This is a genomic window from Tissierella sp. (assembly GCF_031460495.1).
Taxonomy (GTDB): Bacteria; Bacillota; Clostridia; order Tissierellales; family Tissierellaceae; genus JAVKTS01.
In genome coordinates this window covers 68,231-95,137 of the sequence record NZ_JAVKTS010000008.1, presented here as the reverse complement: position 1 = coordinate 95,137, position 26,907 = coordinate 68,231, and the positions used below count along the sequence as shown (strand labels likewise).

Below are 26,907 nucleotides of genomic sequence, written 5' to 3'. Positions count from 1 at the left end.
AATTGATTGGAGAGGATAAAAATGGATATCGTGATACAAGAAGTTTCTATAGATCAAAAGTCAGTTTTAAGAAATCTTTTAGAGCTTTATATATATGATTTTACAGAATTTGGTCCATTCGATATTGACTCACATGGATTATATGGTTATAAATATTTGGATTATTATTGGACTGAAGAAGGAAGACATCCTTTCATGTTTTATATTGAGGGGAAAATTGTAGGATTTGTACTAATACGGCGTTATTATGTAGATGATTTAAATGATTACTCCTATTCAATTGCAGAATTTTTCGTAATGAAGAAATATCGCGGGCAAGGTGTAGGAAAGAAAGTGGCTTTTCATATGTTTAATTTATTTCCGGGATTATGGGAAGTTGCTCAGTTAAAAGAAAACAAACCTGCTCAAGTTTTCTGGCGGAAAGTTATACAAGATTTTACTCAAGGAGATTTTGAGGAAATTCATAAAGAAAATTGGAAGGGATCAATCCAAAGATTTAGAACTAACTGAGGGACAGGAGTCTTGTCCCATATAAAATAGAGAATAAATAAGGTAGATAGCATATCATCAATAAGCTATCTACCTTATTTTTTATACTTAAAATAATATATGGAAAAAGAAGGAATTTAGAAAGTTTTGTAGAATAGTATACTGTAGGGAATGAGCCCTGTGTCGTTCCTTATAAGGACTTATTACCTATATTTAAGGTTGAGAGAGAATATAAAAAGTATTTATTAATAATAAAATAAGTCAAAAATTTATGGAGGTAATCATTATGGATAAAAGAGATATTGAGGATTTAGAACTTGTATCAAAGTCATCCAATAGCATTGTTCAACTCATAGTTGCAATTATAGGTGTTTTTATTACTATATTTGGAGTAATTATGTTCAATAGGTATCTGCTGATGCAATTTCCAATTGGAGTGCGAATGATATTGATGATTCTTAGTCAATGGATCATTATGTTGGTACCAGCCACTTTGATAATGGTAAATAAAGATAAACTTAGTGACTTTGGGATGAAAACAGAGAATATTTCACATCAGATTCTGATAGGCGTCATTTTCGCACTTTTGATGTCACTAATTTTGACTATAGTTCCTATTCTCTTAGGGTTCAAAGAAATGGTGGGAAGCACTTCATATTCTAAACCATGGCAGTTTGCTTATGATTTTGTATATTCGATAATTGGTGTGGCACTAGCAGAGGAATTTGTATTTAGAGGCTATATTTTTCATAAGTTGCTTGAAGTTAAGGATTCTCGTTGGTTTGCTATTATTGTATCCTCAATACTGTTTGGACTATTTCATATCTTCAATGGTAATCTGATGCAAGTTATTGGGACTTCATTTATTGGCTTCCTGTTTTGCATTTTTCGTGAAAAAATTAGAAATTGTACACTACTGTCATTGGTGATTGCTCATGGCCTGTATGATGGAATGATTGAGTTATGGGTAGCACTTTTATAAAGGTATAATTATAAGGCTATAATCTTTGACATTAAAGATGAAGATTAGGCATATGTCGTATAAGTAGATTTATGTTCAACATTAAAATTGCGGAATAACAATTGATTATCATACCAATAAATGGGAGTTTGAAAGAATGAAGTTATAATGAAAAATTATGGATAAAATTTGTAATAGGGAGATGGATAGTATGAAAAAGATGATTTTAGGAGCATCTATGCTTTTAAGTGGTGTGATTGGATTTGTAGGGTTGATGATTGCTAGCGTGAACAAAGTTCAGCCTGGTTCAATAAGTACGGTTATTGGTTGTATGCGTGGAACTGATTATTTTTTTGCCGCAATATTCATCATTTTAGCTATAATTGGTTTGTTTATTGAGATTGTTGAAGTAAAAAGATAATGTTGACAAATTCCAATTTGTAGTGTAACTATTGCGTATAATTTATCAAATGAGTCGTAGCAGTATATCTATGTGAAACTAAATTTATTATAAAATTCGTAATTTTCTTTTGTAGGGATGATATCTCAAATCTTTACTAATTACTTACGATGCACTTCTTATAAATCAAGTCTTTGTTGTAGCAGATTAGGCATCTGTTTTGGATTATTCGATAAGGAGAGATTCGGGGGAATAGGGGGATGTATGATAATGAAAAAGTATATTTTATTTATAGTGATATTTATCCTTATTTTATTTTTGTTACAAGCTAGTGGACCCACCCAAAAAATAGAATGGAATGAGTTTGTATGGGCGGGAAGTACAATTGGAGAGGAATATTATAATAAAGCTGCAATATTGGTTCCTTTTAAATTTAATGGTATAGAGGAAGATTATTACTTGCAATTGGACACGGGAGCTTTGTCAGTTTTATATGGGAATTCGTTTCATGATATAGAGCCGAGTCATAGAGTAAAAAAAGAGAAAGATAAAAGACCATCTATAATATCTATAGATGGAATATTGTCAAACTATGAATTTACAAATGAGGATTTTGGGTTATTACAAGATTATGGTCCTACCTTAGAGGAATTAAAGGTGGCTGAATATAAATTGATTGGAAGCCTGGGTATTGATTTTTTTAAAAACAGGATACTTATTATAGATTTTTCGGAAGAAAAGTTTGCTATACTTAATGATCAAAATGATATTCCAAGGGATATTAAAAAAAATAGTGGCTTTTTAGATATGAAATATAAAAATGAAAAAATATATTTAACTTCTAAAATTGGTGGTAAAGATTTATCCTTAATTTATGATACTGGTTCCAGTATCTTTGACATTATTGCAACTAAAGAGATTTGGACTAGCCTAACTAAAATAAAAAGTGCTAAAGATATGAAATTACTGGAGATTCCCGCATGGGGAGATATAGTACAACTTAAAGGAGCTAGATCAGAGAGTGATTGGGAAATTGGAGATGTAACTATAGAAAAACCATTGATTTTTTATGAGCCATCTGGATTGGAGAATTTTAATTTCAAATCAATTCAAGCTGATGGCTTGCTGGGAAATGCTATTTTTTACGATAATCATGTAATTATTATAGATTTAATCAGTAAAAAGTTTGGAATTATGGAAGTTGAACCATAGTAAGTATGAAGTAATTAAAATTTATAGAATAGGTGGTGCTTAACTTGAATAGAAAGCAAATAATTTTGGATTTCTGGCAAGATGTTGCCAATCAAAATGCAAGCAAATTAAAGAATTATTTTTTACCTAATGCTACTATTTACTGGCATAATGCAAATGAACAATTTTTGACTGAAGAATATATTAGAGCAAATTGCGAGTATCCAGGAGATTGGTGTGGTGAGGTTGAAAGAATAGAATTAGTAGGGAATTTAGGGATTACAGTTACAAGGGTTTGGTTGTCAGATAATAGTGCTTCCTTCCATGCAACTTCATTTTTTGAATTTGAAAACGATAAAATCATATCTCTTAACGAATATTGGGGAGATGATGGAGTTGCTCCACAATGGAGATTAGATAAAGAGATTGGAAAGCCTATAAAATAAATATTATTCAAGTCTGATTAGTTTATAAATAGTAATAAATGAAATCTAAAATAAATTTGAGGAGATATAAATGGAAATAATTTTTAAGGAAGTAGATAAAGAAAATTGGGAAGAATGCGTTGAGTTAACTGTATCAGAGGAACAAGAAGATTATGTTGCTTCAAATTGGTACTCCATATTACAGGCCGAATTTGAAGACAAACTTTATCCATTATGTGTTTATGATGGAGAAATAATGGTTGGCTTTTTAATGTATGGGTTGGATCCAGATACAAAAAGGATGGAAATGTGCAGATTGATGATCGATCAAAAATTTCAAGGTAAAGGCTATGGTAAATGTTCCATAATAAAGCTATTAGATTTAATAAGAAAAGAATATGAGAAAATTCAATTTTATACAAGCATTGAACCTGAAAACATAGTTGCACAAAAGTTATATGAAGGTCTAGGATTTAATAAAACAGGTGAAATAATGTGGGATGAGGAAGTAATGGTAATCCAATTGTAAAGAAAAACATATAAATCTCTATAAATAATTTTAAGTATATGCAGATTGAAGAAAAGGGGGAGAGCAAAAATGTTAAAAAAGGATTATCCTATATTGGAGTTTGATTCTAGCTTAAGAGCTAAAATTGAGCCTTCTAATGTCATAAAAAAAAGAGATGTTCCAGAGTATTGTGTAATTACATTCTTTGGTGATGTAATTAAGAGAATGTTAGATGAAGGAAGATTGAAAAAGGTTGCTGAGTTCTTTACAGCTACAGTTGTATTGCCTATATATGAGACAGAATTTAATGGAAAAGCCATTGGGATTGTGCAAGGTTATTTGGGGGCAGCTGGTTCTGGTGGACAACTTGAAGAATTAATTGCTATGGGATTTAAGAAATTCATCGTATGTGGTGGTGCAGGTGTATTAAAGAAAGATATTCAAGTAGGGCATTTGATTGTTCCAGATTCAGCAATTAGGGATGAAGGTCTATCATATCATTATTTAGAGCCTTCTAGAGAAGTTGAATGTAATAAACAGGCTCTAAAATGTATCACAGATTATTTGGAAATCAATCAAATACCATTTATTAAAGCTAAAACATGGACTACTGATGCATTTTATCGTGAAACAGAAGAGAAAATTGCTTTGCGTGTTTCTGAGGGGTGCGTGACAGTTGAAATGGAAGCTGCAGCTTTCTTTGCAGTAGCTAAATTTAGAAATGTGATCCTAGGACAATTGCTTTATGGTGGCGATGATTTAAGTGGTATTGAATGGGATTCTAGAAAATGGAATAGCTTAGAAGATCTTAGGATTAATCTAGTTGATTTATCCATGACAATTTGTTTAGAGCTATAGTAGTATCGAGGAAGTAAGTAGAATTTTTCCTTTTAATAAGATTGGTAAGGATTTCAGATAATTTACATAGTTGGAAGTGCGATTATGGCTGATCATATTGGAGATTTAAGCAATAAGATTAAGAAAATAGAAATTAAGATAAACCCTAATGTTACACCTAAAGAGCTCTATGAATTTTACGAAAATAATGATATATGTGAGAAGGGTTATGGAAAAGAGATTGCTTCAAGAGTATTGCAACATAGTAGTTTAATAGTAGGAGCTTATCTAGAGGGTAAGCTAGTAGGAATAGCACGGGCAATGTTTGACGGTTTAGTTGCTGAAATAGTTGAATTCTGTCTGTCCTTAGAACTGCAAGGAAAAGGTTTAGAATATGATAATGGGTCAATTATTGAGAAAGATGAATTTACAGTAGGGAAACAACTTGGAGAAGCAATCATAACGGAGTTAAATAGGATGGGTGCATTTTTTGTATCAGCAATAGTTTTTGAAGAAGTTGAAAAGGAGTTTTTTGAATCTGTAGGATTCAAGAAAAATGTAGGACATATTAATTATATAATAGATAGAAGACCTTATGTAATTGGAAGCTGATAATCTAAATATATCAAGTGAAGCAAAATGGGTTCTATTCTAGATTTAGAAAAGATAAATTATATTCCCTATATAAATAAACAACTTATGAAATACATAGAGACAAATAGATTTTCACCATTGTTTATATAGGAGCCCTTAAGTAAAGAGTGATATTGATTTTTATAAATTAGTAGTATCAGTATTATATTATTTTGCAAAAAAGTTTGAATTTTTTTGGAGGGATTAGATATGTTAAGGTCGATGATGCAGTTAAACTGTATCAAAAAGCTTCTGATGCTAAAGTGATAAGGGAATATACAAATGATGATGGAAGTTATATGCATGCTGAATTAGATGTGTTTGGACAAATATTAGCACTGTCAGAATTGGGAGAAGAAAAAAGTATAACTGGTAATACTATGCAATTCTGCTTACATTTTGGTTCCTTTGGGACCATGTTTTTATAGTTCTTGTATGGTTAGCTTTATTGATAAATTCGGCGTTAGTTGGTGTATTTTTGCATAATTTTTAAAAAAGGAGTAGTTAAATGAAACAAATAACAAGACTTAATTTAGAAACAAGGAAATTCTTTAATTATACAGATCTCCAATATATGATTGATACTCTTTTAGAGAATCCTAGACTTGGAAGGATTTTTGTTGACGATGATATTAATCCAAATACTTGCATAATATCATTAAAGCATCTGTTGTTTTTTGGAGGGAATCTAACAAAGGAATGTTTAGACTTCTTGTCCAATAAAATATTAACAGATGATATACGAGACAGAAAAAGTATATTTTTTATGCTTTATCCAAATGAAGATTGGATGAATTCTATAATGGGATTATTTCCTAATAGATGTTATCAATATGAAAGAAGCCTGTACAGTATCAAGCCTACTCATATAGACAGGCAATCAAGTTATGATAATATTGAAGAAATAACACCTGAACTTATAACTTCTACTACAAATAACCTTGATATGATAACCGATGAAATAATTGGGACAGGAACATATAACGATATGGAAGATTTCTTTAACCGAGGCATTGGCTACACTCTTGTTATTAACAATAAAGTATCAGGTTTTTGCACCAGTGAGTATCCAAGTAAAGATGCAATAGCAATAGGCATCGAAGTGTCAGAAGAATATCAAAAGCAAGGATATGCGAAAGCTATGACAAAGCTATTTCTAAATAAAGCAGCTCAAAATGGCTTGACTGTATACTGGGAATGTTGGAAAAACAATATAGCTTCCGCTAATACTGCATTGTCATGTCAATTTGAAAAGGTTGCTGATTATCCGTTTATTTTTGTGGAATTATAGACAGGATTTGATCAGTATGAAGAATATCTTTCTAATGCAGAACTGAAAAAAAGGAATGCAAAAGGATATTTATCTTCATTACGAGGGGGGATAGAATGAGAAGAAAAAGCATGTTAATTTTATTGTTGTTATTACTCATGTTAATTACCATAAGCTGCAAAAATGAAGAGTATTCTAAACATACATTTCACTATGAATATGTTACAGGGGAACAATATTTTAGTTTTGAATACCCACAAAATTGGGAAATAGAAGAAGACAAGGCTTCTAAAGGCAATGGATTACCAGATGGCACACCAGACTTTGGTATAACTATTTATATGGATAGTGAGATTGATAATATTATATACATTTTCGAAGGAATTTCTCCTAATATGTATTGGGAGAAAACATATGAAGAAGATGATTTTATAGTAGACGGAACTACAAGAGGTAAAATATACTCTCAAGAGGAAAGAGATACAATTTATAAGGTTATAACCTTTGATAGAAAAGATGATGGTGAAGACTACTCATATCGATATGTTCTTATACAAGCAGAAAAAAAATTTTACAATACTAATGAAAAAAGAATAAAAAACATTTTGGAAAGTATAGAATTCTAAGCCATGAAATGATTTTAGGAGATAATTTAGGGGGTAAAGTATTAGAATTAGACACATTATTCATATTATGCGATGTGTCATAGCGAAAAGATGACGCCACTTCTTATAACAGAAGCTTATCCACATCGGAAAGAAATATTATAGAGAAAGTTCGAAGTCGCTAAGTCTCGATACTTAACTTAAAGAGCAGTATGATATCAGAGTATTATTTGCAGTCAAATAGATTGTTTGCTTAATCTGATATAACTGCAAGCTTAAATATGTAGGAGGTTTTTAAATGAGCATTAATATAAAGAGTAATATATTAAAATATATTTTTAGAAATGTGTACTTCATCAATGGAACAGCATATGCAGGAAAGTCTACAATGGTAAAACTTTTATCTGAGAAGTATGATGGTATTATGTGTGGAGTGAATTATCATTTTAATTTAATGAATGCAATTAACAAGGTTGATCAGCCTAACTTGTCATATTTTGAAACTATGAAAGATTGGCAGGAGTTTATAGGGCGGACACCTGAGGAATACGATAATTGGATAATTGGTTGTGGTGAAGAGGCTACAGATTTAGAAATTGTTAGACTTATTCAGTTAGCAGAACAGGGTAAGAAGGTATTTGTTGATACTAACATTTCAGTTGAAGTATTAAAGGAAATCTCAGATTATCATCATGTAGCTGTTATGTTATGCCCGCAAAGCATGTCAGTAGATAGGTTTTTCGAACGTCAAGATCAAGAAAAACAATTTATATTGAAACAAATTAAGCGTACAATAATCTCATGGATTTAAAAGTGTCAAAAATCATGGATAATATCTCTACAATACTTTTAATGTTTGCAACACACTTTGTCAACATTAGAACAGTAGGGAGATGATAATTTGACAACTATGAAAACATCGAAACAAGAAATACATAAAGCCCAGTGGCAGGAGCTGATCAGGGAACAAAGTGAGAGTGATTTATCAATTAGAGAGTGGTGTAGAAGGCACAAATATTTCACATGGTAAATTCTACTACTGGCAAAGAGTCATTAGAGAAGAATCGCTAATTAAAGCTGGAACTTTAGCAGTTACAGGACAAACTCAATTTGTTGAAGTAAAAGCAAGTCATGCTGAGCTAAAGATTAATAAGCAAGGTACTTGTGCTATCCTTAGATCAAATGGTAATGAAATTGAAATTCTAAATGGAGCTGATCCAAATACATTAGGCTTTGTTCTTAACTTGATTGGTAAACTATGAAAATTAAATTTCCAGAAGATTTACAGATATACATTTCCTGCGGTAAGACAGATATGAGAAAATCCATAGATGGTCTTTCTGCCATAGTATCTCAGAATTTTAATCTAAATCCCTTTGAAAACGCATTATTCCTTTTCTGTGGAGGAAAAAGAGATAGGATGAAGGCTCTCTTATGGGAAGGTGATGGATTTCTTCTTCTCTACAAAAGGTTAGAAAGTGGAGTATTTCAGTGGCCAAGAACTACAGAAGAGGTTAGAGAAATTACACCACAACAATTCAGATGGCTAATAGAAGGATTATCAGTCGATCAGAAAAAGGTCATAAAAAGATAGATAATAAGAGGATAGTATAGATGCTTGAAACTATTGAAATTTAGTGGTTTCAGGCATCTTTTAACTTGTTTTTGTCGTCTGAAAATGGTATAATAAAATTAGAAAAATATACTGAAGAAAGGACTTCTTCCAATGAATAATGACTCTTTAATAAGAACACTTCAAGATATAATTGAATCACAAAACAAAACCATAGAAGCTCTTAGAGAAGAGTTAAAAAAGAGTAATGAAAACATGGATTACTTAATTAAAAAACTCTATGGAAGAAAGACAGAAAAGACTTCAGTCATAGATGGCCAACAAGTAATTAATGATATGGAATTAGGTCTATTTAATGAAGCGGAAAAAGAGATGGATCTATCCATACTTGAGCCAGTGCCCTTTGAAGAACCAGTTAAAAGAACTAGAAGAGGGTACAAGAGAACGGATCTATTTAAAGATTTACCCAGCCAAGAACAGGTATTTAAATTAGAAGAATCACAACAGGTATGCCCAGTGGATGGAAATAAACTTTCTGTAGTTGGAAAGAAATTCATAAGATCAGAGATCAAATACATACCAGCAGAAATATCTGTAGTTAACATATATCAAGAAACATATGAATGCAGAAAATGCAAAGCAAAAAACAGGCCAGGGATATTTAACCCATATACACCGGAACCTGTACTTCAACATTCCTACGCCACAGCTTCAAGTGTAGCATGGACAATGTATTAAAAGTTTGTACAATCAGTACCACTATATCGTCAAGAAAAAGATTGGAAACAGATGGGTTTTACTTTAAGTAGAGGAACATTATCTAATTGGATTATAAAAACATCAGAAGAATGGTTAAATCCAGTAGTAGAAAAGCTACGGGAAGAACTATTAAAAGATAAATTCTTACATGCAGATGAGACTCCAGTCCAAGTATTAAATGAAGAGGGTAAGGGAAATACCACAAAATCATATATGTGGGTATATTCTACTTCAACTAATGCTAAAAGGGGAATAAGAATATTTAGATATGCACCTGGAAGGTCAGGCGATAATGCTAAAGAATTCTTAAATGGCTTTAATGGCTATCTCCATACAGATGGATTCTCAGGATATAATAAGTTAGAGGATATTCATCACTGTATGTGCTGGGCCCATGTAAGAAGATATTTTACGGAAGCCCTCCCTAAAGACATGAAAAGCTCAGAAGCAACCTTGCCAGCAAAAGGAATAGCATATTGTAATCAGCTATTTGACTGGGAAAGAAAATTTAAACACCTATCCCCAGAAGATAGAAAAATTAAGCGTCTAGAGAAAGAAAAACCAGTCCTAGAGGCCTTTTGGTCATGGGTAGAAAGCACTAATGAAAAAGTACTTCCTAAGTCTAAAATTGGGAAGGCCCTTCAATATGCCTTAAATAATAAAGATAAATTAGAAACCTATCTTCAAGATGGAAACTGTGTAATTTCCAATAATATTGCTGAAAACAGTATAAGACCATTTACAGTAGGTAGAAAAAATTGGACATTTTGTGGTAGCCCAGAAAGCGCCAATGCAAGTGCAACTGTATACTCACTTGTAGAAACCGCAAAAGCCAATGGTCTGAATCCCTATTATTATACAATACATCTATTATTGGGCGCTTACGTCTATGGTATTTAGCACTTCCCACAACATCTCTTGTATTTATTACCATTTCCACATAAGTTAGGCGCTTGGCACTGGACCATTTTTTTATGTGGAAACATCCGGTTTTTTATGCTATACTGGTGTCGTTAATGGATTTAAATTTATATTTTCGAAAGTAGGGAAGAAAAATGATTGAATTAAGAAAGATTACCCACGATAATTTTGAGGCAGTGTTGAAGTTAAGCATAACAGACGAGCAGAAAGGAAATGTGGATTCCAGCATATATTGTTTGGCTAAAGCCTATGTAAAGATACTCAACGACGAAAAACCTCCTATGATCTTCGCTATATGCAACAATGATGAAGTCATAGGATATGTTGATATTGGATTTTACGAACTGGCGGAAAGTTCAATTTTATGTGAAAAATATGGAGATAAATCTACTTATGGACTTAATCGCTTTATGATTGATAAAAAGCATCAAGGCAAAGGATTTGGCAAACAAGCAATGATGAAAGTTATTGATTACATAAAGTCGTTTCCACAAGGAAAAGCCGATGCAGTTGCTACATCATATTGGATGGTAAACGAAGCCGTCCGGAAGTTGTTTGCGTCTGTCGGTTTCGTTGAAACAGGAGCGATATGGGACGGACAAACAGGGGGTAATTGGAATGCAGAAAGAAAAGATATAGAGTATGCAGAAGTAGGTGCCAGACTCGGATTATAAAGCTAATAAGTTAGGTGCCTGGCTCTGGACTTCTTTGATAAATCACTCTCACTTTGTTCCCTGATCAGCTCCTGCCACTGGGCTTTATGTATTTCGTGTTTCGATGTTTTCATAGTTATCAAATTATCATCTCCCTACTGTTCTAATGTTGACAAAGTGTGTTGCAAACATTAAAAGTATTGTAGAGATATTATCCCATGATTTTTGACACTTTTAAATCCATGAGATTATTGTACGCTTACGAAACAAATTAACAAAGCAGATAATCGAGAAAGAGCAATGGAAAATTATAAGGACTGCTTAGCAAGAATTAACAGCTATGAAAAGTATCAGGCATATGAGAATAGTGGATTTTTCACCATGGTAAGAACAGAAGAACGAACGATAGAAGATGCATTATAAATTTTGGAAAAGCACTTTAAATTAGGAGGGACAGAGGGACAGGAGTATTGTCCCATATAAAACAGAGACAAAGCAAGGTCGATAGCATATCAATAAGCTATCGACCTTCTTTTTTGTGTATAAAATAATATATGGAAAAAGAAGGAATTTAGAAAATTTTGTAGAATAGTATACTGTAGGGAATGACCCCAGTGTCGTTCCTTATAAGGACTTATTATTTGTTTTTAGCGACTTAACAGTAGATTAAAAGGATTTATACTTCTTTTAAAGGAGAGATAAAATGAATCATTCGATTGAAACCATGAAAAATAGGATAGTAAATATTTTAGCAACTAATAAACCATCAATTTATCTTTATGGTTCTGTTGTGCTTGAAGACTTTAAACTTGGTTGGAGTGATATAGACATACTATGCTTAACTAAATCGGAAATTACAGATGAACAAGCAAATCAGCTTCTTAACCTAAGACAAATACTTTTGGGTGAGAATAGTAGTAATTCATATTTTCGCTCATTTGAAGGTGCTTTCTTATCTCTTGATGATTTTATTAACAAAACTCCTAATAATGTTGTATATTGGGGCACAAGTGGTCAAAGGATAACCAATAAATATTATTTTGACCCTTTTTCTATGATGGAACTTATAGAAAAAGGATATTTACTATATGGTGATGAAGTAAGGGATAAATTTAAATATCCATTAAAAGAGGACATTATTAAAGCAATTATAAATCATTATGATGCAATAAGAAAACATGCAGTTACAACAGATAGAAGTTTGTATTCAGCAGGCTGGCTTTTAGATATAGCAAGATGTATATATACTCTTAGGACAGGTAGAGTTATTGCTAAAACTAAAGCTGGAAAGTGGGCATTGGATAACGATTTAGTCCCAGATATTGATATTATGAAAAAGGTCATAAGTATTAGAGAAGAACCTAATAAGTATAAAGATGATGATGAAATCCTAAAATGGTTAGAAACACTTGGAGAATACATTCAGAGATTTGCTGATGTATTAGAGAAAGAGATATTAGTAGCAAAGCTATAGGTCTATAATCCACACAATTTATATAATGTATATAAGTAAATAATTACGACTTAATAAAGATAAGACTAATAGAGGGGGTTCTTTTATGGTTAGTAATAAAGATTTGGAATTGATTGAGTCTGCAAAGAGTATTATAGATAAAAATTTTGATAAAGTTAATTATAATCATACTGTAGGTGCAGCGATACGATGTAAAAATGGAAATATCTATGTTGGAGTTAACATAGATGCCATTCATGGTTCATGTGCTGAGTATATAGCTATTGGTGCAGCACTCACAGCAGGAGAGCGAGAATTTGAAACTATAGTTGCAGTAAGGTCGCAGGAGGAAAATAGCGTATTGATTCCACCATGTGGCAATTGTAGGCAATTACTAATGAAGTATGCACCTAGTATCGGTGTATTAATTGAAACTGAAAACGGAGTAGAAAAAATTAACATACAAGAATTATTACCATTTTCATGCTATTAGTTAAAGTAAACTATAAAATTAATGTTTGTGATATATTATTTATATTACAGGTCACATTTGTGTATTCATACTCCATTTCAAAAAAGTAAAAATTAATGTTACTATACTGATAAATTTCTTTTATATCATATCTTTTATGAGTAGAAATTCATTTTTTAGTGTAGTTATTGCCAATAATTTATTTGATAAGAGAGAAGGGATGTTAAAATGGGATTATTAACGGACTTCCGTATTTCAGTTATTGAAAAAAATCTTGGTGTATACGGTGTTCATGTTTATCAAAATGGAAAGACTTTAGCACAGCACCGATTCCGTAGCAATGATAGAGAAAACCTTTATTCAGCGTCGAAAACTTTTGCATCAGTAGGGATAGGTATAGCAGAAAGTGAAGGTCGTGTCCAACTGTCGGATTATGCATTGGATTTTTTCCCGGAATATAAGAAAATCGCTTATTCAGGTTCTGAAAAAATTACTATTCAACATTTGTTGCAAATGAGCTCTGGACACACATTCGAAGATTTCGATCAGTATAACTCTAAAGATAGAGCAGAACTCTTCTTTATGACTGAAATGGAAAATGAAGCAGGTTCCATTTTTTTCTATGAGGATTTATGTACTTACATGCTTGGCCGGATTGTAGAAAAGGTGAGTGGCAAAACAATGCTTGATTACTTAAGACCTCGCTTGTTTGATGTGTTGGAAATTATAAATCCCCAATGGAATACCTGTCAGAATGGACATACATCCTGTTCGGGAGGTTTATATCTAACAACTGATGAATTTTCACGTATGGGAATAATGTTACTACAAAATGGAGTATACAAGGATAAACAAATATTGCCTGCTACCTATGTAAAGAGCATGCATTCTGAATGGATTGATACATCAATTAAAGATGATGCTGAAACTAGAGGAGGCTATGGTTATCAGGTTTGGAAATGCACACCTCCGAACACCTATCGAGCAGATGGAATGTATGGGCAATTATGTGTAGTTTTAATGGATTATAACGCTGTCATTACTGTTACTTCTCACAATGAAATCGAACATAAAGATATTCTGCGTGCAATATGGAGTGATATTTTACCAAATTTGCATGAATAATTATTATGTGTAAGGAGGAGAAGCAAAAAATGTTAAAAAAGGATTTTCCTATATCGGAGTTTGATTGTAGCAGAGTTAAGACTAAAAAACAAGACAAAGGAATTAATAAAAGGTATGGAGGAAATAATATGAATTTTAGTTCTAAAGTTAAAGATAAAATAGCAGAAGCTAATAAACGGGAATGGATTGAATCGTTAATTATAATAATTGTAGGCATATTTATAAATACTTTTATTTTTAGTATTACAGCTGTAAGTGGAGAGTCTATGGCTCCAACTCTTGAAGATGGTGATAGATTATTGTTAAGAAAATATAAAGTTGTACTAAATACTGAAGAATATAACAGAGGGGATATAGTGGTGTTTAGGTCTCCATTAGAAGACGATAGTAGGGCTTTTGTTAAAAGAGTTATAGGAGTTCCAGGAGATAAGATAAATATTCTAGAAGGAAAGCTGTACATAAATGATGAATATATTAAGGAAACTTATGTTGAAAGCAAATCATTCACAGAATCACTCTTATATGGAGTAAATTACATAGTGCCAAAAGATGAAGTTTTTGTTATAGGGGATAATAGATTACCTAGAGGAAGTAATGACAGTAGAAGTTTTGGAAGTGTATCTATGGAAGAGATAAAGGGTAAGGTAGTATTTAAAATTTTTCCGTTTAATAGGATGGGTAAGGATTTCTGACAATAGAATAAGGAATGGCAATGTACAAGCCATGATTCATCATTTGTTAGTTCAGCTTAGTGATTGCTTGAGAAAGTAAAGGGGGGAAAATTAAATGAGAGAAATTATAAGAAGTGATGTAAATGAGGAGTGGGTGCATGCAGGAATAGTTGAGGCTGGGGATTTTGCTTTCATGAATTATTGTGTTGGTAATATTGGTCAACCTATTGAGAATCAGATTAATGGTGCATTTGACCATTTAGAGGAGAGATTGAAATCAATTGGTTTATCCTTAGATTCAGTTGTAAAGATTGATTGTATGTTTAGAGATATTTGGAATATACCTATTTTGGAAAAGGTAATAAAAGAAAGATTTAATGGCAAGTATCCTGCTCGCAAATCAATACAAACTGAATTTGCTCACCGTGGCGGAGACGATGGTCTTCAATTCCAGCTGGATGCCATAGCTTTTAAGGGGTAGTATTATTTATATAGTTGGGGGTGTGAGTATGGCTGATTATATTGGAGAACTAAGAAAATTAATAGGGACAAGGCCAATAATTATGTGTGGAGCAAATGTTATTTTGTTAAATGACAAGGATCAGATTCTATTGCATCATCGTATTGATAGGGATTGGTGGGGCTTGCCTGGTGGTGCAATGGAGCTTGGAGAAAGTCTTGAGCAAACAGCTAGTCGTGAAGTATTTGAAGAAGTAGGGTTGGTGTGTGGAAACCTAAAACTATTTAATGTTTATTCAGGGGAGAGATTATATTACAAATACCCTGATGGAAACGAAGTGTATAATGTCACTGCCACATACCTGTGTAAAGACTATTCTGGGGAAATAGTAATTGATCCAAGTGAAGGAAGAGATGTTCGTTTCTTTTCATTAGATAAAATACCATCAAATTTGAGTTCTACGATTAAAGAAATAGTGGAAGAATTTCTTTTAAAATATGATTATCTTAAGACTCAAGGGATAATATAAAGTCCCGTAACATGCTACTTCAACTGGAGCGAAGATCTGTAAAAAAAGGAACAGTTTGTTATAATACCAATGAACTCAGTGGAGTAATGTGCATTTAGCAGTATTGCCTGAAAATAGGAATCATGGAATATCTAGATTATATTTAAATATAGAAGGCAAGGCATAGTATATCATGATTCTTTATTACAGTGAAGAGGAGGGATAAGAATAAATGGCATCAAGAATAATACATTTAGCAATATCAGAAAGAGTAGCAGAACATTTTAGTTTAGATTTAATGCGATTTAATTTAGGCAACCTATTACCTGATTTACATGAAAAGACTAAAGAGGCAAAAGCTATTTCCCATTTTAGAATTAAAAGAGAACCCTACGAAGATTCAAAAGATCCTAGATATCAATACTATGATTATGATGGGTTTTTGCAGAAATACAAAAACAAGATACATGACGACTTATACCTGGGATATTATTGTCACTTGATTGCAGATGAATTATGGATACAGAATGTATATATCAAATATATGCGTGATGAAAATAGAAAAAAGCGAGTAAATCAACAAAATAATTATTATCATGACTATAGTAGATTAAATCAAATAATAAAAGATAAATTTAACTTAAAGATGAATGTTGTATTTGAAGAGAGTGAAATATCAGAAATAGATTCTAAAAGAATATCAGGACTTGTAGATGCATTGGAGTATGATTTTAATACAAAATATGATGATTTGGATTTATTGTTATTTGACTATGATGTTATTAGAGCTTATATAGAGGAATCCAGTCCTTTAATTATTAAAGATTTAGAACAAAAAAATCTAAGATAGCCTTTAGTTCATAATTTTCTAGGAGAGATACAAATGAATGAAATAAATTTTGAATATAAAATTATTGGTAATGGAGATATCACATTGGTCATAGAGACGGGTATAGGTAATTCATTTTATAATTTCTATCCAGTTATTGATAAGATAAAGGATTATTTTACTGTAATTGTCTATCATAGACTAGGTTATGGGAAGAGTGATCTTCCCAAAAGTGCTAGGACAACTAGAAATATAGCCTCTGAGTTAAATGCACTACTTAAAAAAATCGGGATTAAAGAAAAGTATATTCTGATGGGTCATTCATTCGGTGGTTTATGTGTGCAGCAATATTCAAAAATGTATCCTTATGAAATTGAAGCTGTAGTTTTATTAGATTCAACTTCGTATAATCTGGAGCAATTGGAGAATCTAGATACACCAACTATAAATGTTAACTGTTCAATTGAGAAGATGGTGGATTTACTTAATGAATTCTCGCAGAAATCAAGAGAAGAGCTTACCAGTGAAAATACAAATGATACTTCCAAGTATGAGAAGTATCTGACAAATGAAGAAATTCAGAATGCTATGGAATTTGGAGCTAATTCAGAGTTTTATAAGGTGATATCAGATGAATTTGCAAATTGGATACAAGATGGGGAGGACATTAAGAGTATTCCTGTATTTCCTAATGTTCCACTAAGAGTAATTGCTCGCGATAAAGTTTTTTCTGTTAAGAACTGGGTTGAAAATGGAATACCTGAAGAAGAAGCAATTAAGTATGAAGAGAAATGGGATCAATTACAAGCAGATTTGGCATTATTATCTAGTCAAAATGAACTCATAATTGCTTTAGACAGTGATCATCTAATACATGTAGATAGACCAGATGTAGTGATTAATTGCTTAATGTCATTAGTTATTGGAGGTTAAACAGATATTGAAGTTCTTTAAATTAGCACAATGATTAACTTACAGCAAAAGGCATTTAGTTAATAGACCGAATGCCTTATATTATATAAAAAATAGTACAAAGTTTTAAGAAAAATAAAGGAATTTGGAAACATATGGAGAATGAGTATAGTAGACTCATTTAACTCAGATGAACATATGGAACATTGTAAGTCTGCAAATATAGTAGTTTTAAATAATTCAGTTTAGAACTTTATTTAATGGGAGGGGAAAAAATGGGAGAGGTTATTAAAACTTACAGGCAATCAGTTCCAGCAATGCGTTTCATTGGGAAACGATATGAAGACAAGGATAGAGTCAATGGTGGATTCGGAAGTTATTGGGAGGAATGGTTTTCTAAGGGTTGGTTTGAAGTGTTGGAAAAGAACTGTGATACAAAAGCATCATATGAAGATGGTGATGCTTATATTGGGCTTATGCATTGGAAAGAGAATGAGCCATTTGTGTATTGGATTGGCATATTCTGCCCCAAGAATACAGAAGTCCCTGAGGGATATTCCTTTATTGATTTCAAAGAAGCTGACTTAGGCGTTGCATGGATATATGGTAAAGAAGAAGAGGTTTATGCGCAAGAACATAAATGTGCCGAAAGTTGTGAAAAAGAGGGATTTAAAATTATCCCAGATGAGCAAAATGCTTATTGGTTTTTTGAAAGATATGCTTGTCCGAGATTTACAACCCCAGATGAGAAAGGCAATATTATTTTAGATATTTGTCACTATATTGAAAAGTAACTATTGTATTAGGTAGACAGAGGGCAACATCCTGTTGCCCTCTGAATCATTATACATACTATTTTTTAGATGTTAATAATTAGGACATATTTTTAGACCATATTGATTTTCTTGAGAGGGTGAGATTTTGAGCTCAAATACAATTAGCATTATAACGACTATTTACTGGATAGTTACATATCTTATAATTTGTGGGATAATTCCCGCTGCATTAGATAAGCTGATTTGGAGAACCTTTGAAAACAAAACTTCTGTTTGGCTTAATCTTTTAACTTTGATTGCTGTTAATACTATATTTCTACTTACTCTTATAAAGAAGTATCAATTGAAAGTAAGTGTTCTTAGCAGTATATCAATGAAAGGAGTATTATTGGCTTTTGCCTGTGCCATATTATTTTATCTTTTACTTGATAAGTTTCTAGATCCTTTTTTTGATAACATATTTGTGACCAGCGCAGATGAGTATAGGAGAACAATATCAGAATTAAGCCGATCCCCTATGGTAAATTTCATTCGCATATGTTTGCTTGCTCCAGTAGTAGAAGAAATATTGATAAGGGGAATAATATTAAGTTCTTTACAAAATAGATATGGAGCTATTTTTGCTCTTTTGGCATCAACCCTCTTATTTGCAGTTCTCCACTTCAATTTTGTTCAAACACTGTCAGCTATAATATGTGGTTTGGTATTAGGATTGTTGTATATAAATACAGGATCATTGTTTACTTGTATTTTGGCTCATTCTTTATATAATACTATTTCATTTTTTACAAGTATCCTAATTGGAAAACAAAAATCTATATAGAATACAGCAAATTTGATAAGAAGATTTCCTGTATAATTGGAGGATAAGTTTATGATTAAAGTAAGGGAACTAACACAAGATGATATGAAAGAAGCAATAGAATTGAAAATATTATGTTGGACTGAAGAATTAGCTGGGAGAGCTGAAAATACTCTTTTTCTTTCACAAGAATTGGAATTCTGGGTAGATTGGATGCTCACAGCCAAAGAACATAATGATATTCGATTATTGATAGGAGCATTTGAAGATGACAATATGCTTGGAGTAGCATTTGCCAGCTTTGCCGATACTTACGACATACCTGAAAAAGGGATAGAATTAAATGGCCTTTGGGTATATCCTGACCATAGAAGCAAAGGTGCTTCCCTAATGATGATTAGTTATATATTGAATTTCTTCTTAGATAAAGGCATGGAAAAGATTGTTATCTATAATCATCACTATTCAACATCTAATCAATTCTATAGAAAATTTGGTGGACAAGTAGTCAAACAAGAATATCAGATGGATGGTAAACTTTTAGTAGATGTATTCATAGTAGATGCTAAATTTATGAAAAGAAATATTGAGCAGTCATTAGAAAGGTATTTATAGGGACAGGAGGCAAGGTAATGATTGAGAATATTAATTTTACACCAAAAGCTCTTGAATTAATTAAACATGCTAATGATATAGCAAGGAAAAATAATTTCAATGCTATTCATCCTGTGCACTTGTTCTTAGGATCATTGAGGATTGATAGTGAAGTAAATGATGAGTTAAGAACATTGGTTATAGTTGATGAAGCATTTATAGAATCTGTCTTAAATTCATCCATCGTAGATAAGAGTTCAAGTGAATATGAGCAAATAAGTTGTGAGGGTTCTTCAAATATAAATATATCACTACTAACTAGAGATAATCTTTTTGAAGCAAAAAATAAAACAGAACTTTTTGAGGAGCATGGTCAAATATTCGTTAACGATGGACAGATTCTAAATGCAATACTAAATTCTGAAGACAAGATAACTCAACAATGCTTAAGTGGTTTAGATAAAGATTTAATAATTTCAATTATTGCATCTCCAAGGGACATGGTTGTTAACTTAAATGGTGAACTCACTATTAATTGTACAGAAGATATATCCATAAGAAAAGTTACAAAAAATAATAAGGATGCCGTAAGTGAGTTTGTTTTAAAAAACTTTTATGAGAGATGGGCAAAGACAATAGATTATGGATTAGGCCTTGAGGATATTCCAATATATATTGCTATGAAAGATGATAATATAGTTGGATTTGCAGGATACAATATTTCAAAGCAGAGAAAAGGGTATTTTGGACCATTAGGGGTTTTAAAAACCTATAGGGACAGAAAAATAGGACAGGCTTTATTAAATGCATGTTTAATAGATATGAAAGAACTTGGACATGAAACATGTATAATCGGAAATGGAAGCTCAATAGAATTCTATGAAAAAGCCTGTGGTGCTAGAATTATTCCAATAATAAATAAAAAACATTAGTCGAAAATCATGTGATTATCAATTGGAACATTCTTTATTTTAGATTAGGACAAGAAATACACGGAGGTGGAAAATGGGCGAACATTTTAAGTCATTATCAGCAATATTTCCGATTATTTTACAGAAAGAAGATGGAGATGGAAATATTCAAGTTTTATTGCACCGCAGAATAAGCACTGGCTATCAAGATGGAAAGTGGGATATAGCAGCTAGTGGACATGTTGACGAAAGTGAAACAGCTAAAATGGCTGCTGTGCGAGAATGTGCAGAAGAGTTAGGGATTGATGTAAGTATTACAGACTTAGATTTTGTCCATTTGTCTCATCGTGTTAGCAATAGTGGGGGAAGAACATATTATGATATTTATTTTGTTGTTAACAAGTATACTGGTACACCTAAAATAATGGAACCAGATAAATGTTCAGAATTAAGGTGGTTCAAAATAAACGACCTTCCAAACGAAATGATTGATATTAGAAAAGTAGTTCTTGATAATTATAGAGATAAAATTCAATATAGTGAAGTAATTGAAAAGTAGTATTATGAAAGATATAGATATGGGATTATCTATATAAACAAGGAAAAAGGATTTTAACTCTAAGTTATTAGAAGAAGGTTTTGATAAAGGGGAATGAATAATATGTATGAAAGATGGTCACAGGATATTAGAAGATATAATTTGCATGACGGATATACTATTGAAAAAGCAACTGGAAAGGAATTCTCTGTATATTTTGCTGTATATGAAATATTTGAGTCAAATATTTGGTTTAGGCAAAGTTTTAATGTTTATTGCTCAGTTATAGAAGATTGTGATATTTGTTATTGGATTAAAAAAGATGGAAATAGAATTGGTGGTGTTTTGTTGGAGCCTAATTATATGAATTGCTTATTTTTAGAGCCACCATATAATAATGAATTTGATATTGTAATCTCTAAATTAAAGAATATACTGTTATGTTGGTCAGATAAAAGTGAGGAAATTATTGTAGGTGGTGTCAAGTCAGATAAAATTAAATATTACCAAAGAGCTGGATTTAGAATGGGTGAATCCAGAAGATGTATGATTAGACCTACTGAAGAGTTTGAAATAACTTGGAGTGATGAATATAAAATAGTATCAGCTACAAAAGAACATAAAGATGAAATATGTGAACTGATTGTAGAAGCTTTTGAGACTGGAATTGATAGCAGAAATGATTCAGAGATTAAAAACCAACTACAATACTATTTTGATAAAAACCCAGAAGATAGCTTAGTAAACAGAGCATCGACATTAATTTATGAAGCAAAAACGAATCAACTTATAGGAGCGTGTCTGATATCCATTTGGGAAGAATGGCCCAATGTATTTGATATAGCAGTAAAACCATCTTTTCAAAAGAAAGGATTAGCTAAAAATATGATAAAGCAGGCGCTAACTATATTAAAAGAACAATATCCTGTACTTAGATTGTTTGTAACATTAGGTAATGATGCAGAAAGTCTTTATCACAAGATGGGCTTTTTAGCAGGTGTAGAAACAACTGAAATGATTGTAATATAAATGAATTTGAGTAAAATAAGTTATTGAATTGGAGAGAGTGTTTTGGAAATAAAAGGTGATAGGCTAGTATTAAAAAAATTAAAGCGTGAAGATTTAGAATTTATATATGAAATGAAAAAAAATCCTTTAGTTTACTATTATGAGGCTGATGAGGAACCAAGTAAGGAAAAGATATGTAAAAAACATAATAGTAATCTGTCTAGAATGGAAGAGTATCCAGAAGAATACTTAATTTTTCTTATTCAAGCTAATCAAGAAGATACTCCAATAGGACAAGTATTTATACAGCTTAATTGGGAGGAAATGAGAGAATGGGAGATTGGATATGAAGTGCACCCTGATTACTGGGGAAAGGGATATGCTACAGAGGCAGTAATGATGCTTGTTAAATATACATTTGAAGAGTTAAATGCCCATAAAATAGTAGGTTTTTGTAATGCTAATAATGAAAAATCTGCAAAACTAATGGAGCGAATTGGAATGAATAGAGATGGATTATTAAGGGAAGGTAGGCTGTGGCACAAGGAATGGTGTGATGAATATGTGTATTCAATATTAGAAAAAGAGTACTTTAATAAGAAAAAAAGCATTTTGAAAGAGGATTGATAATGGAGCTAAAATACTCATTGAAAGGAGCAAATAATGAATATAGATAAAATCCAAGCAATATTTATTGACAGAGATGGAACTATTGGAGGTACTGATGAAGTGATTTATCCAGATAACTTTGAGCCCTTTCCATTTGTAAGAGAATCCATTAGTTTATTAAAGGGAAAAAATAAACTTATAATTTCTTTTACAAATCAACCTGGGATTTGAAGGGGAGAGGCAAGAGCTTCTGACTTTGAGGAAGAATTAATTTCACTTGGATTTGATAAGGTTTATTTATGCCCTCATCAACATAATGAGGGATGTAGTTGTAGAAAGCCTTTGCCAGGAATGTTGATACAGGCAGCTTCTGAATATAATTTAGACTTACATAGATGTGTAGTAATAGGAGATAGATGGACTGATTTAATTGCTGCAAATGAAGTAGGAGCTATAAAGATATTGGTGAGAACAGGTGCAGGTGAGAAAGAATTAGTAAAATATAATAATAATGAGTTTTTTGGTAAATGGGTAGAGGTCTATCCTGATTACATTGCAAAGGATTTAGAGGATGCAATAAATTGGATAGAGGAGGCCCAATAGCAAGTGTTTTACAATTGTTCTTTACTAGAAAGTATATTTAGGAAAGACTATGCAAGACAAAAAATATTTTGTGAGGTAATAACTATGGAAAATATCAAGAGTAAATAGAAGAATTTATACTAGGTATCAAGAGCCAAGGATTTAACAGGGTGAGGTTAGGTGTTTTAGATCAGAATATGACTGGGTTTGACTTTTGGACAAGGATGGGGTTTGAGCTTGTAAAGGAGATGTTTAGTACAATTCATCCTGAAAGGAATTGGAAGATTAAAGTTATGGAAAAATATTTATTGGGGGCTTGATTATGAACTATAAAAGAATTGATTTTGATGATGGTGATACTAATCACAAATCAAAGGCAATCTTAATGCAAATTGCTAAATGGCATAATCTGACACCAAAGCTATGGATGTCAGACTATAAAGCATCAGAAGCAGAGATAGAAGAAACAATACTAAGAATTCTAAATACAAAAAATGAAGACTTATTTATTGCAGTTGCAGAAGATGAACAAGGAAAATTACAAGGATTTATATGGGCATATAAACAAGAGGAACCTAAAGATACTGTCATGATTCTATCATTATATATCACAGAAGATTACAGGGAATATGGAGTTGCCACAAATCTAAAAACGTTACTAGAGGAATGGTGTAGACTTGAAGGAATTGAAGCTGTACAAACAACAGTTCATTATACTAATACTAAGATGTTGGCATTAAATCAAAAACTTGGATATATTCCAGGAATGGTAAATATGACTAAAAAGTTGATGTAAGTAGCTGAGGGGAAGGGTGGAGTGTTTAATAAGGAATTATTATTTCTTGATAATAGAGATCAAATTCAGTATAGTGAAGTAATTGAATAGGAATATGGAGGATAAAAGAATGCAGAAAAAGGTTTTAGTTATGGGTGGGAGTTATTTTATTGGTAAGAAAATAGTTGATGTACTGCTGAGTAATAATTATATAGTTTATACTCTTAATAGAGGAACAAGGGAAAACAATGATGAAAGAGTATTCAACCTAAAATGTGATAGAAATAATGCTGAGCAAATGAAGACTGTCTTAAGTAAATATTCATTTGATATTGTTATAGATGTATCTGCACTAAACGAAGCACAATCTGAAATCTTATATAATTCTTTAAATAAAGAAAACCTAAGAAAATTTGTGTTTATCAGTTCAAGTGCAGTATATGATATTGAAAATTTGAGCATTCCATATAGAGAGGAAGAACGATTAAATGAGAATAAATATTGGACATCCTATGGAATAAACAAAATAAGGGCAGAAGATTTTTTGAGAGGAAAATTCCAAGATTCACAATCAGAATTAATAATTCTAAGACCACCATATGTTTATGGAGAAAATAATTATGCTCAAAGAGAAAGTTTTATATTTCACCATATTTGCAATGGTAAGCCTATTATCATACCAAAAGATGGAGGTACATATATGCAGTTTATATATACAACTGATCTGGCAAATATAATCTTGAAGCTACTTAGTATTGGTCTTGATACTATTAATATTTTCAATGTAGGCAATAAACAGCCTATTACAATAAGAGAATGGGTTGAATCTTGCTCAAGGGCAGTTGGCAAGCAAGCTAAAATTATTGAGTATGATTATATTCATTATAATAGAAGTGAACGAGACTTCTTCCCATTTTTTAATTATGATAATGTACTTGATGTATCTAAAATAAATGAAATATATAATAAGGAAACTAATTTCGAAACAGGCTTGAAGAATGCTTTTAAATGGTACTGTAATAATGAAGATAGTATCCTTTTCAAAGAAAATATAACTTTGAATGAAGAGAATATATTGCAGGAATTAAACCTCTTATAGTTATAATTTGGGTATGTTGATCAGCTAAAAGTGAAACAAGGATAATCAATGGAGATAGAATATTACAACTTATTGGAGTTGAAGATAATTATGACTAGGGTATTACTGCATAACTAAAGCTTAGAACTGATAGGGGGAGAATGATATGAGGTTAATCGAAATAGAAGAATTTATAGTAAGTTTATTTAATAGTAGACATAATAGTCATTTTCATGAGGAAAGTGGAATTACAGTAAAAGGTACAGAAGAAATAAATAGGATTGGATATTGTACAAATTTAACACTTGATACAATTGAAGAAGCAAGAAAAAGTAATGTTGATTTGATAATAACTCATCATGATGCTTGGGATTTTATGTTTGGATTAAAAGATGCCTGTAAAGAAAAACTTTTAGAATATAATATTTCTCATTATTTCAATCATCTTCCATTGGATGACTGTCATTTTGGGACTAATAATTCTTTAATTGAGAAATTAGGATTAGAAATCATTGAAAATAGTCATGAAGAAGATGGATTCTTTTGCGGACGAATAGCAGAATTTAGAGAGGAAGCAACATTTAAACAATTGGTTGAAAAATTAGAAGATATATTAGAAGAACCAGTGCAATCATGGAAGTTTAATGATAGAAAAGTAAAAAGAGTAGGACTAGTATGTGGGGGTGGAGGTTTCTCTACTGATGTAAAAGAGGCAGTTGATAAAAATTGTGATGTATATATAACAGGTGAGAAAACTCTATATACAATAGAATATGCTCAGTTTGCAAGAATTAACTTAATAATTGGAAGTCATACATTTACTGAAGCATTTGGGATTGAAAGTCTTGCTAAAAAGATTAAAGATAAATATAACCATATAGAGATTATTAAACTGAAAGAAAAACATCTTGAAACACAATTGTGTAAATAAGCAGAAGTGTAGAAGATAACAAAAAAATCAACCAAGGAAGTCATTATCAACTTATTTTTGATTTTTTATAAAGGGGAAGTTAAATTGATCAATAGAATACATATATTAGGAGCATCTGGGTCAGGTACAAGCACTTTAGGAAAAGCACTATCTGAAAAACTTAATTATTGGCATTTTGATACAGATAATTATTTTTGGAAGCCTACAAATCCTCCATTTCAAGAAAAAAGAATATTAGAAGAAAGACAAGAAATATTAGGAAGGGATTTAACAAAGCACAAAAACTGGATCCTATCAGGGTCACTCTGCGGATGGGGAGATATTTTCATACCCTATTTTGACTTAGTAGTATTTCTTTGGATACCTAAGGAATTGCGTATTACTATGTTAATAGAAAGAGAAAAAAGTAGGCATGGAGAAAAAATAGAGTTAAAGGGTAATGTTTATAAACAATATAAAGAATTCATAGAATGGGCATCTCAATATGATGATGGTGATCTAAATATGAGAAGTAAAAAGTTGCACGAAAAATGGTTGAATGATTTACCTTGTAAGATATTAAAGTTAGAAGGGGAATTTGAGTTAGAAGATAATATTGATAGAGTATTAGAAATTATTAAAGAAGCATAGCATGAAAGATTTCAGCAA

General features: G+C 31.6%; 39 protein-coding genes and 1 pseudogene. All 40 read left to right on the top strand.

The genetic code is table 11. The features are described 5' to 3' along the window. The first annotated feature begins 21 nt into the window (after window positions 1-21). The 40 genes and pseudogenes from RIN63_RS15075 to RIN63_RS14890 all read left to right on the top strand — a co-directional run bounded on the left by RIN63_RS15075 (window position 22) and on the right by RIN63_RS14890 (window position 26,889). Complete coding sequence (locus RIN63_RS15075) at window positions 22-510, top strand: GNAT family N-acetyltransferase (RefSeq protein WP_310445578.1); 489 nt, start codon at window positions 22-24, stop codon at window positions 508-510. Between the two features lie 265 nt (window positions 511-775). Then, window positions 776-1,471, top strand: coding sequence for a type II CAAX endopeptidase family protein (locus RIN63_RS15070; protein WP_310445577.1), 696 nt, complete (start codon window positions 776-778; stop codon window positions 1,469-1,471). A gap of 190 nt (window positions 1,472-1,661) precedes the next feature. Continuing rightward, window positions 1,662-1,871: a hypothetical protein gene (locus RIN63_RS15065; protein ID WP_310445576.1), complete on the top strand. Its 210-nt coding sequence runs from the start codon at window positions 1,662-1,664 to the stop codon at window positions 1,869-1,871. A 249-nt stretch (window positions 1,872-2,120) separates the two neighbouring features. Further along, on the top strand, window positions 2,121-3,062 hold the full coding sequence (locus RIN63_RS15060; protein ID WP_310445575.1) for a hypothetical protein: 942 nt from the start codon (window positions 2,121-2,123) through the stop codon (window positions 3,060-3,062). 65 nt (window positions 3,063-3,127) lie between these two features. After that, the gene (locus RIN63_RS15055) at window positions 3,128-3,487 is read left to right on the top strand and encodes a nuclear transport factor 2 family protein (protein WP_310445574.1); all 360 of its coding nucleotides are present in this window, start codon (window positions 3,128-3,130) and stop codon (window positions 3,485-3,487) included. A gap of 70 nt (window positions 3,488-3,557) precedes the next feature. Further along, window positions 3,558-3,995: a GNAT family N-acetyltransferase gene (locus tag RIN63_RS15050; protein WP_310445573.1), complete on the top strand. Its 438-nt coding sequence runs from the start codon at window positions 3,558-3,560 to the stop codon at window positions 3,993-3,995. Between the two features lie 69 nt (window positions 3,996-4,064). Further along, a complete protein-coding gene (locus RIN63_RS15045; protein WP_310445572.1) occupies window positions 4,065-4,832 on the top strand; it encodes a nucleoside phosphorylase in 768 nt (255 codons plus the stop codon). An 84-nt stretch (window positions 4,833-4,916) separates the two neighbouring features. Next, the gene (locus RIN63_RS15040) at window positions 4,917-5,423 is read left to right on the top strand and encodes a hypothetical protein (protein WP_310445571.1); all 507 of its coding nucleotides are present in this window, start codon (window positions 4,917-4,919) and stop codon (window positions 5,421-5,423) included. A gap of 206 nt (window positions 5,424-5,629) precedes the next feature. Next, window positions 5,630-5,872: a hypothetical protein gene (locus RIN63_RS15035; protein WP_310445570.1), complete on the top strand. Its 243-nt coding sequence runs from the start codon at window positions 5,630-5,632 to the stop codon at window positions 5,870-5,872. An 80-nt stretch (window positions 5,873-5,952) separates the two neighbouring features. Then, on the top strand, window positions 5,953-6,735 hold the full coding sequence (locus RIN63_RS15030) for a GNAT family N-acetyltransferase (RefSeq protein WP_310445569.1): 783 nt from the start codon (window positions 5,953-5,955) through the stop codon (window positions 6,733-6,735). Window positions 6,736-6,830: 95 nt separating this feature from the next. Next, complete coding sequence (locus RIN63_RS15025) at window positions 6,831-7,340, top strand: hypothetical protein (protein ID WP_310445568.1); 510 nt, start codon at window positions 6,831-6,833, stop codon at window positions 7,338-7,340. Between the two features lie 277 nt (window positions 7,341-7,617). Next, window positions 7,618-8,130, top strand: a complete 513-nt coding sequence (locus RIN63_RS15020; RefSeq protein ID WP_310445567.1) for an AAA family ATPase — start codon at window positions 7,618-7,620, stop codon at window positions 8,128-8,130. Window positions 8,131-8,229: 99 nt separating this feature from the next. Continuing rightward, window positions 8,230-8,349 (top strand): IS66 family insertion sequence element accessory protein TnpA, encoded by a 120-nt coding sequence (gene tnpA, locus RIN63_RS15405; RefSeq protein WP_399325052.1) that lies wholly within the window; start codon window positions 8,230-8,232, stop codon window positions 8,347-8,349. Continuing rightward, a complete protein-coding gene (locus RIN63_RS15015; RefSeq protein ID WP_310445566.1) occupies window positions 8,297-8,581 on the top strand; it encodes a hypothetical protein in 285 nt (94 codons plus the stop codon). The genes tnpA and RIN63_RS15015 overlap by 53 nt, the downstream gene beginning before the upstream one ends. Next, window positions 8,578-8,913, top strand: a complete 336-nt coding sequence (gene tnpB, locus RIN63_RS15010) for an IS66 family insertion sequence element accessory protein TnpB (protein ID WP_310445565.1) — start codon at window positions 8,578-8,580, stop codon at window positions 8,911-8,913. The genes RIN63_RS15015 and tnpB overlap by 4 nt, the downstream gene beginning before the upstream one ends. A 132-nt stretch (window positions 8,914-9,045) precedes the next feature. Continuing rightward, window positions 9,046-9,630, top strand: coding sequence for an IS66 family transposase zinc-finger binding domain-containing protein (locus RIN63_RS15400; protein WP_399325040.1), 585 nt, complete (start codon window positions 9,046-9,048; stop codon window positions 9,628-9,630). Between the two features lie 12 nt (window positions 9,631-9,642). Beyond that, window positions 9,643-10,551: pseudogene (gene tnpC, locus RIN63_RS15395) on the top strand (IS66 family transposase); the annotation flags it as partial. 155 nt (window positions 10,552-10,706) lie between these two features. Further along, entirely contained in the window at window positions 10,707-11,246 is a 540-nt protein-coding gene (locus RIN63_RS15000) for a GNAT family N-acetyltransferase (RefSeq protein ID WP_399325038.1), read from the top strand. A 279-nt stretch (window positions 11,247-11,525) separates the two neighbouring features. After that, window positions 11,526-11,648, top strand: coding sequence for a hypothetical protein (locus tag RIN63_RS14995; RefSeq protein ID WP_310445563.1), 123 nt, complete (start codon window positions 11,526-11,528; stop codon window positions 11,646-11,648). A gap of 280 nt (window positions 11,649-11,928) precedes the next feature. Then, on the top strand, window positions 11,929-12,699 hold the full coding sequence (locus RIN63_RS14990) for an aminoglycoside adenylyltransferase domain-containing protein (RefSeq protein WP_310445562.1): 771 nt from the start codon (window positions 11,929-11,931) through the stop codon (window positions 12,697-12,699). Between the two features lie 85 nt (window positions 12,700-12,784). Beyond that, the gene (locus tag RIN63_RS14985; RefSeq protein ID WP_310445561.1) at window positions 12,785-13,171 is read left to right on the top strand and encodes a hypothetical protein; all 387 of its coding nucleotides are present in this window, start codon (window positions 12,785-12,787) and stop codon (window positions 13,169-13,171) included. A gap of 207 nt (window positions 13,172-13,378) precedes the next feature. After that, on the top strand, window positions 13,379-14,275 hold the full coding sequence (locus RIN63_RS14980) for a serine hydrolase (protein ID WP_310445560.1): 897 nt from the start codon (window positions 13,379-13,381) through the stop codon (window positions 14,273-14,275). A gap of 29 nt (window positions 14,276-14,304) precedes the next feature. Next, window positions 14,305-14,967, top strand: coding sequence for a signal peptidase I (gene lepB / locus RIN63_RS14975; RefSeq protein WP_310445559.1), 663 nt, complete (start codon window positions 14,305-14,307; stop codon window positions 14,965-14,967). Between the two features lie 94 nt (window positions 14,968-15,061). After that, on the top strand, window positions 15,062-15,427 hold the full coding sequence (locus RIN63_RS14970; protein ID WP_310445558.1) for a Rid family hydrolase: 366 nt from the start codon (window positions 15,062-15,064) through the stop codon (window positions 15,425-15,427). A 28-nt stretch (window positions 15,428-15,455) separates the two neighbouring features. Beyond that, window positions 15,456-15,935, top strand: coding sequence for an NUDIX hydrolase (locus RIN63_RS14965; protein ID WP_310445557.1), 480 nt, complete (start codon window positions 15,456-15,458; stop codon window positions 15,933-15,935). Window positions 15,936-16,146: 211 nt separating this feature from the next. Beyond that, entirely contained in the window at window positions 16,147-16,764 is a 618-nt protein-coding gene (locus RIN63_RS14960) for a hypothetical protein (protein ID WP_310445556.1), read from the top strand. Between the two features lie 33 nt (window positions 16,765-16,797). Next, a complete protein-coding gene (locus RIN63_RS14955) occupies window positions 16,798-17,676 on the top strand; it encodes an alpha/beta hydrolase (protein WP_310445555.1) in 879 nt (292 codons plus the stop codon). A gap of 254 nt (window positions 17,677-17,930) precedes the next feature. Further along, on the top strand, window positions 17,931-18,449 hold the full coding sequence (locus RIN63_RS14950) for a hypothetical protein (RefSeq protein WP_310445554.1): 519 nt from the start codon (window positions 17,931-17,933) through the stop codon (window positions 18,447-18,449). Between the two features lie 127 nt (window positions 18,450-18,576). Beyond that, entirely contained in the window at window positions 18,577-19,254 is a 678-nt protein-coding gene (locus RIN63_RS14945) for a type II CAAX endopeptidase family protein (RefSeq protein WP_310445553.1), read from the top strand. Between the two features lie 51 nt (window positions 19,255-19,305). After that, the gene (locus RIN63_RS14940) at window positions 19,306-19,848 is read left to right on the top strand and encodes a GNAT family N-acetyltransferase (protein ID WP_310445552.1); all 543 of its coding nucleotides are present in this window, start codon (window positions 19,306-19,308) and stop codon (window positions 19,846-19,848) included. A gap of 17 nt (window positions 19,849-19,865) precedes the next feature. Next, window positions 19,866-20,759, top strand: coding sequence for a GNAT family N-acetyltransferase (locus RIN63_RS14935; protein ID WP_310445551.1), 894 nt, complete (start codon window positions 19,866-19,868; stop codon window positions 20,757-20,759). Between the two features lie 73 nt (window positions 20,760-20,832). Then, complete coding sequence (locus RIN63_RS14930; protein ID WP_310445550.1) at window positions 20,833-21,297, top strand: NUDIX domain-containing protein; 465 nt, start codon at window positions 20,833-20,835, stop codon at window positions 21,295-21,297. Window positions 21,298-21,399: 102 nt separating this feature from the next. Further along, window positions 21,400-22,305: a GNAT family N-acetyltransferase gene (locus RIN63_RS14925; protein ID WP_310445549.1), complete on the top strand. Its 906-nt coding sequence runs from the start codon at window positions 21,400-21,402 to the stop codon at window positions 22,303-22,305. A 42-nt stretch (window positions 22,306-22,347) separates the two neighbouring features. Beyond that, window positions 22,348-22,911, top strand: coding sequence for a GNAT family protein (locus RIN63_RS14920; RefSeq protein WP_310445548.1), 564 nt, complete (start codon window positions 22,348-22,350; stop codon window positions 22,909-22,911). Between the two features lie 36 nt (window positions 22,912-22,947). After that, complete coding sequence (locus RIN63_RS14915; protein ID WP_310445547.1) at window positions 22,948-23,124, top strand: hypothetical protein; 177 nt, start codon at window positions 22,948-22,950, stop codon at window positions 23,122-23,124. 39 nt (window positions 23,125-23,163) lie between these two features. Further along, on the top strand, window positions 23,164-23,496 hold the full coding sequence (locus RIN63_RS14910) for an HAD-IIIA family hydrolase (protein ID WP_310445597.1): 333 nt from the start codon (window positions 23,164-23,166) through the stop codon (window positions 23,494-23,496). 301 nt (window positions 23,497-23,797) lie between these two features. Beyond that, a complete protein-coding gene (locus tag RIN63_RS14905) occupies window positions 23,798-24,271 on the top strand; it encodes a GNAT family N-acetyltransferase (RefSeq protein WP_310445546.1) in 474 nt (157 codons plus the stop codon). Window positions 24,272-24,380: 109 nt separating this feature from the next. Next, a complete protein-coding gene (locus tag RIN63_RS14900; RefSeq protein WP_310445545.1) occupies window positions 24,381-25,349 on the top strand; it encodes an NAD-dependent epimerase/dehydratase family protein in 969 nt (322 codons plus the stop codon). Between the two features lie 145 nt (window positions 25,350-25,494). Continuing rightward, window positions 25,495-26,259, top strand: coding sequence for a Nif3-like dinuclear metal center hexameric protein (locus RIN63_RS14895; RefSeq protein WP_310445544.1), 765 nt, complete (start codon window positions 25,495-25,497; stop codon window positions 26,257-26,259). Between the two features lie 84 nt (window positions 26,260-26,343). Beyond that, window positions 26,344-26,889 (top strand): AAA family ATPase, encoded by a 546-nt coding sequence (locus RIN63_RS14890; RefSeq protein ID WP_310445543.1) that lies wholly within the window; start codon window positions 26,344-26,346, stop codon window positions 26,887-26,889. The last annotated feature ends 18 nt before the right edge of the window (window positions 26,890-26,907 follow it).